Genomic DNA, 11745 nt, shown 5'->3' with positions numbered 1-11745 from the left:
CATAGCAACTCGATATGACAAGCTGGATGTCATTTTCCTTGCTTTTATCGTTTTTGCTCTCATCGTCGAGGCTCTCAAATAGTGTTAACAGGCCCTAGTACGTGAGCAGCAAAAAACGGCGGATGATGCCGACAGCGCACGAAAGGCTGTTTTTCCCGGATAATTTCGGTGAACCAAAGCCCATGCAGTAACCGGGACGTCTTGGTAACGTAAGGAGACCCCCTATGCTCTATCGTGTGGAAACAGGCCTGCATGCCGGGCTGGACGATACCCAGGGCCGCAAAACGGCCCAGCATCTGCGCAAGGCCCTGGGCCTCAGCGTGGCGCAGGTGCGCCAGATCAAGGTTTTCACCGTGGACGGTCTGGACGAGGCCCAGGTCCGCCGCCTGCTGGATGAAGGCATCTGGCACGATCCCATCCTGCAACGGGCCTCGCTGGAGCCCCTGCCCCTGCTGACGCCCGAACCGGACTGGTTCGTGGAAGTGGGCTTCCGCCCCGGCGTCACGGACAACGAGGCCCGCACGGCCCGCGACACCGCCGCCCTGGTGCTGGACATCCCGCGCGACAGCCTGCGCGTCTACACGGCGGTGCAGTACCGCATCCGCAATGATCCGGCGGCCCCTCTCAGCCGCGAGCAGGTGGAAGCCCTCAGCCGCGACCTGCTCTGCAATACGCTGATTCAGCGCTTCCGGGTCAAGAGCCTGGAGGAATGGCGGGCCGAACCCGGCTTTGCGCCGCAGACCGCCAAGGTCACCGGCGAAGCCAACGACACGGTGGAAACCGTGCCTCTTTCCCGCATGGACGACGCGGCCCTGCAACAGGCCAGCCGTGAAAATACCTGGGCTCTGAATCTCAACGAGCTGCACCGCATCCGCGACCACTTCACCGAAGCGGGCGAAGCGGCCCGGCGCAAGGCCCTGGATCTGCCCGCCGACCCCACGGACGTGGAAATGGAAGTGCTGGCCCAGACCTGGTCCGAGCACTGCAAACACAAGATTTTCGCCTCGCGCATTGATTACACCAATGAAGAGACGGGCCGTCGCGAGGATGTGGACAATCTGTACAAGACCTGCATCCGCGACGCCACGGCCCTGCTGCGCGCGCGCATGGGCGACAACGACTACTGCAAGTCCGTGTTCAAGGACAACGCCGGGGTCATCGCCTTTATCAACGGCTACGACGCCTGCATCAAGGTGGAAACGCACAACAGCCCCTCGGCGCTGGACCCCTACGGCGGCGCGCTGACCGGCATCGTGGGCGTGAACCGCGACCCCATGGGCACAGGCCTGGGCGCGGAACTTGTCTGCAATACGGACGTGTTCTGTTTTGCTTCGCCTTTCTACGACAAGGCCATTCCCCCGCGTCTGCTGCACCCGCGCCGGGTGCTGGAAGGCGTGCGCGAAGGCGTGGAACACGGCGGCAACAAATCCGGCATTCCCACGGTCAACGGCTCTCTGGTCTTTGACGAGCGCTATCTGGGCAAGCCCCTGGTCTATTGCGGCACCGTGGGCATCATCCCCACGGAAATCAACGGCCGCCCCGGCTGGCAGAAAAAAGCCGATGTGGGCGATATCATCGTGATGACCGGCGGCCGCATCGGCAAGGACGGCATCCACGGGGCCACCTTCTCCTCCGAGGAACTGCACGAGGGTTCCCCGGCCACGGCCGTGCAGATCGGCGACCCCATCACCCAGCGCAAGATGTACGATTTCATCCTGCGCGCGCGCGATCTGGGCCTGTACACGGCCATTACGGACAACGGCGCGGGCGGCCTTTCCTCCTCGGTGGGCGAAATGGCCGAGGATACGGGCGGCTGCGTGCTGGACATCGCCAAGGCCCCGCTGAAATATGACGGCCTGCGGCCCTGGGAAATCCTGCTCTCCGAAGCCCAGGAGCGCATGACCCTGGCCGTGCCGCCTGACAAACTGGCGGAATTCATGAATCTCGCCGCGCGCATGGACGTGGAGGCCACGGCCCTGGGCCGCTTCACGGATTCCGGCTTTTTCGAGGCTCGCTACAATGAAAAGGTGGTGGCCTCCCTGCCCATGGAATTCATGCACGACGGCGTGCCCCAGTTGACGCTGGAAGCCGTGTGGAAGGCCCCGGACATGCCGGACATCCGCGTGGACGTCGAGGGTCCGGACCAAGGCGAATTCTTGCGGCGCATGCTGGGCCGCCTGAATATCTGTTCCAAGGAATACATCATCCGCCAATACGACCATGAAGTGCGCGGCGGCAGCGTCATCAAGCCCCTGGTGGGCGTGCTGCGCGACGGCCCGGCGGACGCGGGCGTACTGCGCCCCCTGCTGGAGTCGGACGCGGGCCTGGTCATCAGCCACGGCATCTGCCCCAAGTTCAGCGATTACGACACCTACTGGATGATGGCCAACGCCATGGACGAGGCCGTGCGCAATGCCGTGGCCGTGGGCGGCGACCCCGACGCCCTGGCCGGGGTGGACAACTTCTGCTGGTGCGACCCGGTCTGGAGCGAGAAGAATCCCGACGGCCGCTACAAACTGGCCCAACTGGTGCGGGCCTGCAAGGCCCTGCGGCAATTCTCCCTGGCGTTCGGCCTGCCCTGCATTTCGGGCAAGGATTCCATGAAAAACGACTACACCGGCGGCGGAGAACGCATTTCCATTCCGCCCACGGTGCTCTTCTCGGTGCTGGGCGTGATCCGCAACGTGACCTGCACCCAGACCTCGGACTTCAAGCGCGAGGGCGAGCATATCTACCTGCTGGGCGGCACCTGGCGTGAAATGGCGGGCAGCGAAGCCGCCGACGAACTGGGCCTCAAAGGCGGCCGCGTGCCGCAGGTGGACGCCGCAGCAGCCCTGGCGCGCTACCGCGCGCTGCACGCGCTCATGGGCCAGCGGGCCATTGCCGCCTGCCACGACTGCTCGGACGGCGGCCTGGCCGTGGCCCTGGCCGAAATGTGCATCGGCGGCCGTCTGGGCGCGGAAGTGGACCTGGACGCCGTGCCCGCCCTGGAGGAAATGAGCCGCACGGAACTGCTCTACAGCGAGTCTGCCAGCCGCCTGCTGGTCAGCGTCAAGCCGGACCTGGCAATGCTGCTGGACGCCTTGGGCCTGTGGCAGATCTGCCGCCGCATCGGCACGGTCACCGGCGACGGGCACCTGACCCTGAAAAGCGGCGACAGCACGGTGCTGCGCGAGAATGTGGAGGATCTGGCCCGCGCCTTCAAGCGGACCCTGGACTGGTAAACCTTCGTTTTTCGCCTCCGCCATGCAATCAGAACCCAATGCCGCCCCCTGCCGGGGCGGCATTTTTTTGGCTGCCGCAACGGTCGGCACCCGGCCGGATTTCTTTCTAAACTTTTTCTAACTGACTGATAATAAAAATTTTTCACCGATTTGACAGCGGCGTTTTTTTTGCGGTATAGTCTGTGCAATAAGAAAAGGCATTCCCCTTGCAGGCGGGCGGCTCACGACGCGCGGACGCGTTTCCAGGCCGCCGGGAAAAGCCCTTGGGGTCAGGGTCGCGGGCGCGACCCGTCCAGCTTTTTCAAGACGTTCGACGCAGCCGGCGGGCAAAAGGCCCGTGCGTTGAATGTCTTGCGCGGACAGCCTCGAACACTAACCAAGGAGTAACCATGAAGTATTCACGCTGGCTTTCCATAGGGGCGGCCTTGGCCCTTTGCCTGGCCCTCGCCGCCCCCATGAACGCCGACGCGGCTTCACAAAGCGCTCCCCAAGCCAAAAGCCGGAAATCCGGCACGGAAGCCCACAATCCCACCACTGGAAAAAGCAAGAAAAATGTCTCTTCCGCGCGTAAAAGCCATGCTGTCAGCGGCAAGGACAAAAGCACGCGCAAAAAACACCGCAGCAGCGCCAAAAACAAAAAACAGCGCAAGGCCGAGGAAGTCCGCAAGAGCGCGGACAGCCGTGAAATCTGGCTCAAGCGCGCCCAGGGCAGCGAAATGCTCACGGGCAAGGCCTCTTGGTACGGCCGCGACTTTCACGGCGGCTCCACGGCCAGCGGCGTTGATTACGACATGTACACCTTTACCGCGGCCCACCGCACCCTGCCCATCGGCACGGTGGTCAAGGTCACGGATCAGGACAACGGCAAGAGCGTCATGGTCTGTGTGACGGACCGCGGCCCCTATGTGCGCGGCCGGATCATCGACCTCTCCTATGCCGCGGCCAAGCAGCTTGACTTGAGCAAGCGCGGCGTGGGCAAGGTGGACCTGGAAGTGGTCAGCGACGAGAGCGGCACCCCGCTCAAGGCCGATCAGGCTTATTATGTGCGCTACAGCGCCGGCAAGGGCGACGAGAAGGTGGGGCCGTTCCGCGCCTTCGCCGATGCGGCCGCCATGCATGAAGCATTGCGCCAGGCCCATCCCGAGGCCGAAGTGGTGCTGGACAGCTCACGCTGAGCCCGCCTCCGACATATTTCTGACGGAGCAGGTCTCCCGGGCATGCGCCCGGGAGACCTGCTCCGTTTCTGATGCAAAGATGCTCACAATCCCGGCCGCAACGGCATGCGGCGGGGCAGGAAAGGCGCTCCCTTGCATGGCGGCCCGATCTCCGGTATGGACGGGCCGGAGGCAGTGATGGGCTTTTTTCTGGGTTTGTTTTCGTCCGCCACGTTCGGGCTGATCCCGCTGTTCACCCTCCCGCTGCTGCACGCGGGCGTGACCGCGGAAACCGCGCTTTTTTATCGTTTTCTGATCGCCACCCTCACTCTGGGCGGCCTGCTGGCCGCGCGCGGCGAGCGCTTCCGCGCGCGCGGGGTGGACCTCTGCAAGCTGGCGGGCATGAGCGTCATGTACATGCTCGCCGCACTGCTTTTTTTCTGGGCCTTCAGCTATCTGCCCAGCGGCGTGGCCGCCACCCTCCAGTTTCTCTACCCGGTCATGGTCATGCTGATCATGGTCGTCTTTTTCCATGAACGCTTTTCCTGGACCATCGCCCTGTCCATCATTCTGGCCGTGTCCGGCGTGGCCCTGCTCAGCGGCGGCCCGGGCGACGACGGCAAGAGCATCAGCCTGCCGGGCGTGGGCATGATGCTGCTGTCCGCGCTGTGCAATTCGCTGTATATCGTCGGCATCCAGACGGCGCGCATCCCGAACATGAGCGGCCTGGTGATGACCTTTTACGTCATGCTGTTCAGCGCCCTGCTCTCCCTGATCAACGCCCTGGGCACCGGCACGTTCCAGATCCTGACCTCCTGGCGGGAGCTGGGCATCGCCGTCCTGCTGGCGGTGGTCACCGCCGTGCTCTCCAACCTCACTCTGATTCTGGCCATCCAGCGCATCGGCTCCACCATGACTTCCGCGCTGGGCGTCATGGAACCGCTCACCGCCGTCATGGTGGGCATCCTGGTGTTCGGGGAGCCCTTCAGCCCGGCCCTGGCGGGCGGCGTGGCCCTTATCGCCGCCTCGGTGCTGCTGGTCATGCTGGGCGGCCATATCCGGAGATTTTTACACCGGGCGCAGGCCTGAAGCAAAGTACCCGCGCATGCGGCTTCACCGCCTTCCGGCTGCGGGCTTTCAGCACACCGGGTAATAATAGTCAACCCGCAGCAGAAATTCACGGAAGGTCATTGGGGGTATGGGCCGTGCATGCCTCTTGATCTGAAAACGCCCCGTGTCCCTGTTCCATTGCAGGATGGTGTCCCGCCAGGCCTGCTTGCTGACGGCCCGGTATACGCCAAGGGCATGACGGAACTCCTCCTTGAAGCGCTCCAGGCTGTACTCGCTCGGCTTGCCGGAAATGCTCAAGGGAAATCGGGGCGGCCCATCGGGGATTTCTTCCTTTTCCAACGCAGCGACAATGGCGATGGCCTCTTCCAAATCTTTTCCGGTAAGAGTATCGCAGCTTTCGTCGGCAAGCGCCTTGTCCATCTTTGGCCCGCCATAGAGAGCAATGGCGCCGAATACGGTCAGATCACCCCTCTGGGTATGAACATATTCAACGTCCAGCTTATGCCGAAAACTTTTTTTCAAGGGCGGCTGCTGGATGCCCAGCGGCAGCGCATCCAGCCGTGCCGTCACAGTCGGCGCCGTACGCGACGGCAGGAGACGCAGAATAAAGAGCGAAACTTCCTCCGGCCCGGCGGTCTCGCCCTCTTTCAAAAAGGATTGCGGAGCTAAATCCGGAGGAAGGAAAGCGGCAAGGGACTCGGAGGCAATACTGCCGTCTTCCAAGCTACAAGCCATCCAGGCGTGGCCCACCACGAGCGTCTTGCCCTTTTTCCGGGGGAAAGCGCGGCTGACGGTAAGCCGGAAACAACCGCATGGGGAACCGTCGCCGTGGGTAAAAAGGAAATTGTTGGCTCGATCCTCCAGATATGTATTTACACCTGTGCACTCCTGCGGTATTTCGCCGTCTCCCGCGGGATAAGCGAAAACGCCCTGTTCGAAAAAAAACCTCTCCACGTTGCGGTCAAGATAGCCGCCGGTCAGGCACAGCCCGGGCATCTTTTCCAGAGGCTCCATGTACTCTTCTATCTGGACCTCGCCGTCCGTAAACCGGATTGTGTCAAACGCCGTGTCGTGCGCCACTTCCCAGAGCTGTTTGTGGACATCGCCGCAACGGCCTTGCGGCGCCGGTAGGACGGTCAACAAAAACGCCAGCGCCGGGACAAGGATAGTATCGCGTCTACGCACGTCTTCCTCCCCACAGATCCGAAAAGCACGGCGGGCGCTTGCGCGCCCGCCTGTCGTCGTCACAACCGCTCGATGACCTTGCGGCCCATCTCCTCGCAGCCCACCAGGGTTTTGCCGGGTTCCATGATGTCGCCGGTGCGGTAGCCGTCGCGCAGGGTCCGGCGCACGGCGTTTTCAATGCAGTCCGCTTCGGCTGGGAGGTGCAGCCCCAGGCGCAAGAGCATGGCCCCGGAAAGAATGGTCGCCAGGGGATTGGCCTTGTCCTGGCCCGCGATGTCCGGCGCCGAGCCGTGGGCGGGTTCGAACAGGCCCGGCCCGGGCGCGCCCAGGGAGGCCGAGGGCAGCATGCCCAGGGAGCCGGTGATCACCGAGGCCTCGTCGGAAAGGATGTCGCCGAAGATATTGCCGGTGAGAATTACGTCGAACTGGGACGGATCGCGCACCAGTTGCATGGCCGCATTGTCCACGTACATGTGGGAGAGCTCCACGTCGGCGTAATCCTTGTGGGTTTCGAGCACCACTTCTTTCCAGAGGCGCGAGGTCTCCAGCACGTTGCTCTTTTCCACGGAGCAGACCTTGCGGCGGCGCTGGCGGGCGGTCTCAAAGGCCACCCTGGCGATGCGGCGAATCTCCTCCTCGTCATAGATCATGGTATTGAAGCCCGTGCGGCGGCCGTCGCGCAGTTCCACGCCGCGCGGCTCGCCGAAATAGACGTCGCCCGTGAGCTCGCGCACCACGATGAGATCAAGCCCCCTGGCCGCCACGTCCGGCCGCAGCAGGCAGGCCCCGGCCAGTTCCGGCAGCAGCAGAGCCGGGCGCAGGTTGGCGAACAGGCCCAGGGCCTTGCGGATGCCCAAGAGGCCCTTTTCCGGGCGCTTTTCCGGCGGCATACTGTCCCATTTGGGGCCGCCCACAGCGGCCAGGTACACGGCGTCGGCCTTGCGGCAGGCCTCCACGGTCGCCTCCGGCAGGGGCGAACCCGTGGCGTCCACGGCGGCCCCGCCGATAAGGGCTTCTTCAGAATCAAAGGCATGGCCGAATTTCCGGGCCGTGGCCGCCAGCACAGCGGCCCCCTGGGCCAGAATTTCCGGGCCGATGCCGTCGCCGGGCAGCAGGCAGATGGTTTTGTTCATGAGAAATATCCTTTTGTAAGACGATGTTGCGCCGTGGAACAAGGAAGCCCTTTTAGCGGGGGTCGTCATGAGCGTCTTTTCGGTTATCTCTGCGGCAAAGCCTTTTATTCCGGTCGAGTACCATAGCTCTGCTGTCCTCATCCGTAAGCAGCTTCGCTGCAACGGCGAGGCAAGAGTACACTTCCTCCATAACAGGCTCTTGCTCCTTGATATAACACGAAAATCCATCACATGCCGACACACCCCAGGGAGTTCCTTCTCTCCCATCCTCCCGAAAACTTTTATTCAGGTCAGCCTCCCTGAATAAAAATTCATTGGAAGAGGAGGCGGGTGAGCAACCTATTTTCAAAAAGGTTGCCCCCCGCAAAAAATTATCCTCGCGCCAAGCGTTCCTTCACATAGCCGACCAGACCACCCTTGGACAAAATGGCGGCCATGGATCGGGGCAGGGGCGGGCAGGTGATTTCCGCGCCGTTGGTCAGGTCGCGGATGCGGCCCGTGGCGGCGTCGATTTCCAGCGCGTCGCCGTCGTTGATCTTGTCCACCTCGTCGCCCACTTCCATGAGCAGCAGGCCCATATTAAAGGCATTGCGGTAAAAGATGCGCGCGAAGCTGTGGCCGATGACCACGGACATGCCCGCGCCCAGAATGGCGATGGGCGCATGCTCGCGCGAGGAGCCGCAGCCGAAGTTGCGCCCGGCCACCAGGATGTCGCCCGGCGCCACGCGCTTGACCCAGTCCGGCTCCAGGCCGGACATACAGTTCTCTCCCAGCTTTTTCGCGTCGGTGGTCACCAGAAAACGCGCCGGAATGATGGCGTCCGTATCAATATGCTCGCCCACTTTGTGGGCCTTGCCCTTGTAGTTCATGCTTTGACCCTCCGAAGAGATTTTGGGGGAAGGGAAACCCTTTTGGAAAAGGCTTCTCCTTCCCCGGTCCCCCGTCTTTCCCAAAACTTTTATGACAGCCGCGCGCTTCCATCCGAGACGGTTTTACAACGTCCCGGGGGAAGCGATTTTACCCGCCACGGCGCTGGCCGCCGCCACCACCGGGCTCGCCAGATAGACCTCGGAGGAGAGACTGCCCATGCGGCCCTTGAAGTTGCGGTTGGTGGTCGCCACCGCGCGCTCGCCGTCGCCCAGAATCCCCGTATGGCCGCCCAGGCAGGGGCCGCAGGTGCAGGGCCCCACAATGCAGCCCGCATCCATGAAGACCTCCATGAGGCCTTCCTTCAGGCACTGCTTCCAGACTGTAGGCGTGGAGGGCAGCACAATGCAGCGCACCTTCTTGTCCACTTTGCGGCCGCGCAGCACTTCCGCCGCGTCACGCATATCGCTGATGCGGCCGTTGGTGCAGGAGCCGATGACCACCTGCTGGACAGGCGTATCCCCGACTTCGGACACGGGCTTCACATTGGACGGCAGATGCGGGCAGGCCACCACGGGCTCCCGGCCCGTGACGTCGATCTCCACCACGCGCTCGTAGACCGCGTCCGGGTCGGCGGCCAGTTCCAGACTCAGACCGGGGCGGCCGTGCTCCGCGCAATAGGCCCTGGTCCGGGCGTCCACGGCGAAAAGCCCGGCCTTGCCGCCGGCCTCGATAGCCATGTTGGCCATGGTCAGGCGGCCTTCCACGTCCAGGGCGTCGATGACAGGACCGCCGAACTCCAGGGCCTTGTACAGAGCGCCGTCCACGCCGACGGCGCCGATGAGCAGCAGCATAAGGTCTTTGGCGCGCAGCCAGCGGGGCATCTCGCCCCGGATCTCGACCCGGATGGTGGGCGGCACCTTGAGCCAGGTTTCGCCCAGGGCCATGGCCGCCGCGATGTCCGTGGAGCCCATGCCCGTGGCAAAGGCCCCGATGCCGCCGTAGGTGCAGGTGTGGCTGTCCGCGCCGATGACCAGATCGCCGGGGGCCACCAGGCCCTGCTCGGGCAGGAGGGTGTGCTCCACCCCGCAGTCGCCGCCCTCGTAATAGTGGGTGATGCCCTGCTCTTCCGCGAATTTGCGGCTGATCAGCACCTGATTGGCGGAATCAATGTCCTTCTGGGGCGTAAAATGGTCCATGACCAGGGCGATCTTGTCCTTGTCGAAAACCTTTTCCGCGCCCATGCCGCGAAATGACTTGATGGCCAGCGGGCCGGTGATGTCGTTGGCAAGCACCATGGATACCCGGCACTGGACGATCTGGCCGTCGCACTGCACGGCCTCGTCGGTATGGGCTTGCAAAATTTTCTGCGCAAGCGTCTGAGGCATGTTCAAACTCCTTATTGGCTCCGCCTGTTACTGCCTTCAGGCACATAACAGATTTAATATCGGGCCGCTGCCGCTTTCGCGGAGAGGCGAAGTTTTTTTTCTGACGCAGCCCAGGGGAAAAAATCCGCCTCTCCGCTAATCATGCTGGCAGTGGAGGCGCGTCCCCTCCTCCTCCCTCTTGGCCAGATGATTCAGGGCATCCACATAGGCCTTGGCGCTGGCCACAAAAATATCCGGATGCGTGCCGCGTCCCACGGCGGAATGCCCGTTCTCCCTGATGCGCACGGTCACTTCGCCCAGGGCGTCGGTGCCGCCGGTGATGGCGTTGATGGCGTACTGCTCCAGCTCCGGCTCACGCCCCACCATATCGGCGATGACGTTGAACAGGGCGTCCACCGGCCCCACGCCGAAGCCCGCGCCGCTCTTTTCCATGCCGTCCACATCCATGAGCACCGCGGCCGTGGGCGGCACGCCCCCGGCGTCCGAACTCTGCACGCTGACGTGACGCAGGCGCAGGCGGTCCGGGATACGATAGATCTCCTGCTGGACCAGGGCCATGAGATCGTCGTCGAGCAGGGTCTTTTTGCGGTCGGCCAACTGCTTCACAGCCTCAAAGACCAGATTGAGCTGCTCGTCGTCCAGCTTGTAGCCCATGCTCTCGAACTTGTTGCGCACGGCGTTGCGGCCCGAATGCTTGCCGATGACCAGATTGCTCTCGGTGCGGCCCACGGACTGCGGGGTCATGATTTCATAGGTCTCGCGGTTCTTGAGCATGCCGTCCTGATGGATGCCCGACTCGTGCGCAAAGGCGTTGGCCCCCACAATGGATTTGTTGTTGGGAATGGGCTGGCCGATGATCATGGAGAGCAGGCGGCAGGAAGGATAGAGCTGCTCGGTTTTGATGCCGTGCTCCAGACCGTAGTAGTCCCGGCGCACGCTCAGAGCCATGGCGACTTCCTCCAGGGAGGCGTTGCCCGCGCGTTCGCCGATGCCGTTGAGGGTCACCTCGGCCTGACGCACGCCCACCCTGAGGGCGGCCAGAGTATTGGCGACCGCGACGCCCAGGTCGTCATGGCAGTGCACGCTGAACACAGCCTTGTCGCTGTTGGGCGTGTTTTTGATCACATAGTCCACCAGAGCCGCGAATTCCTGCGGCTGGGCGTAGCCCACGGTGTCCGGCAGGTTGATGGTGGTGGCCCCGGCATTGATGGCGGCCTCCACGATGCGGCAGAGAAAATCCTTTTCCGAGCGTGAAAAGTCCTCGGCGGAAAATTCCACATTGTCCGTGTAGGAGGCGCAGCGCTTGACCCCGGCCACGGCCATCCTGAGCACGTCTTCGGGATCCTTGCGCAATTTGTGCTTCATATGCAGGGGCGAGGTGGACAGGAAGGTGTGGATGCGCGGATTCCTGGCGCACTTCACGGCTTCCCAGCAACGGTCGATATCGCTGTCCACGCAACGGGCGAGCCCGGCCACCTGAATGTCTCCGGCCTGCGCGGCGATGGTGCGCACGGATTCAAAATCGCCGGGACTGGAGGCGGGAAAGCCCGCTTCCATGATGTCTACGCCCAGCACTTCCAGCTGATGGGCGAGGCGCAGTTTTTCCTGGAGATTCATGGTGGCGCCGGGCGACTGCTCGCCGTCACGCAAGGTGGTGTCGAAAAAATAAACGCGGTTTTGCATGTTCGTACTCCTCTGGGTTGACAAGATATATCTGCTTGCA

8 protein-coding genes are annotated in these 11745 nt (G+C 63.0%); 3 read left to right on the top strand and 5 right to left on the bottom strand.

Translation table 11 applies throughout. The features are described from left to right. Window positions 1–224 precede the first annotated feature (224 nt). From KH208_RS00430 to KH208_RS00420, 3 genes are all read left to right on the top strand, one after another. Window positions 225–3224 carry an AIR synthase-related protein gene (locus KH208_RS00430; protein ID WP_291432888.1) on the top strand — a complete coding sequence of 1000 codons (3000 nt, stop codon included), beginning with the start codon at window positions 225–227 and terminating at the stop codon, window positions 3222–3224. Window positions 3225–3613: 389 nt separating this feature from the next. Further along, on the top strand, window positions 3614–4399 hold the full coding sequence (locus tag KH208_RS00425) for a septal ring lytic transglycosylase RlpA family protein (RefSeq protein WP_291432887.1): 786 nt from the start codon (window positions 3614–3616) through the stop codon (window positions 4397–4399). Window positions 4400–4576: 177 nt separating this feature from the next. After that, complete coding sequence (locus KH208_RS00420) at window positions 4577–5467, top strand: DMT family transporter (RefSeq protein WP_291432886.1); 891 nt, start codon at window positions 4577–4579, stop codon at window positions 5465–5467. A 48-nt stretch (window positions 5468–5515) separates the two neighbouring features. On the opposite strand, the gene KH208_RS00415 is transcribed toward KH208_RS00420, so the two are convergent. From KH208_RS00415 to KH208_RS00395, 5 genes are all read right to left on the bottom strand, one after another. Beyond that, complete coding sequence (locus KH208_RS00415) at window positions 5516–6634, bottom strand: hypothetical protein (RefSeq protein ID WP_291432884.1); 1119 nt, start codon at window positions 6632–6634, stop codon at window positions 5516–5518. 59 nt (window positions 6635–6693) lie between these two features. Then, window positions 6694–7767 (bottom strand): 3-isopropylmalate dehydrogenase, encoded by a 1074-nt coding sequence (gene leuB, locus KH208_RS00410; protein ID WP_291432883.1) that lies wholly within the window; start codon window positions 7765–7767, stop codon window positions 6694–6696. Window positions 7768–8138: 371 nt separating this feature from the next. Continuing rightward, the gene (locus tag KH208_RS00405) at window positions 8139–8636 is read right to left on the bottom strand and encodes a 3-isopropylmalate dehydratase small subunit (RefSeq protein ID WP_291432882.1); all 498 of its coding nucleotides are present in this window, start codon (window positions 8634–8636) and stop codon (window positions 8139–8141) included. A 123-nt stretch (window positions 8637–8759) separates the two neighbouring features. Next, entirely contained in the window at window positions 8760–10022 is a 1263-nt protein-coding gene (locus tag KH208_RS00400; protein ID WP_291432881.1) for a 3-isopropylmalate dehydratase large subunit, read from the bottom strand. A 135-nt stretch (window positions 10023–10157) separates the two neighbouring features. After that, complete coding sequence (locus KH208_RS00395; RefSeq protein ID WP_291432880.1) at window positions 10158–11705, bottom strand: 2-isopropylmalate synthase; 1548 nt, start codon at window positions 11703–11705, stop codon at window positions 10158–10160. Window positions 11706–11745 lie beyond the last annotated feature (40 nt).

The organism is Desulfovibrio sp. (assembly GCF_018379785.1).
Lineage (GTDB): Bacteria > Desulfobacterota > Desulfovibrionia > Desulfovibrionales > Desulfovibrionaceae > Desulfovibrio.
Note: the sequence above shows the minus strand (reverse complement) of the source record. Positions and strands in the feature narration are given on the sequence as shown.

What these genes read in the sequence shown, in the direction of transcription:
- KH208_RS00400 (WP_291432881.1), bottom strand. Translation starts at nt 10,022, where the DNA reads ATGCCTCAGACGCTTGCGCAGAAAATTTTGCAAGCCCATACCGACGAG.
- KH208_RS00425 (WP_291432887.1), top strand. Translation starts at nt 3,614, where the DNA reads ATGAAGTATTCACGCTGGCTTTCCATAGGGGCGGCCTTGGCCCTTTGC.
- KH208_RS00405 (WP_291432882.1), bottom strand. Translation starts at nt 8,636, where the DNA reads ATGAACTACAAGGGCAAGGCCCACAAAGTGGGCGAGCATATTGATACG.
- KH208_RS00395 (WP_291432880.1), bottom strand. Translation starts at nt 11,705, where the DNA reads ATGCAAAACCGCGTTTATTTTTTCGACACCACCTTGCGTGACGGCGAG.
- KH208_RS00420 (WP_291432886.1), top strand. Translation starts at nt 4,577, where the DNA reads ATGGGCTTTTTTCTGGGTTTGTTTTCGTCCGCCACGTTCGGGCTGATC.
- KH208_RS00430 (WP_291432888.1), top strand. Translation starts at nt 225, where the DNA reads ATGCTCTATCGTGTGGAAACAGGCCTGCATGCCGGGCTGGACGATACC.
- leuB (WP_291432883.1), bottom strand. Translation starts at nt 7,767, where the DNA reads ATGAACAAAACCATCTGCCTGCTGCCCGGCGACGGCATCGGCCCGGAA.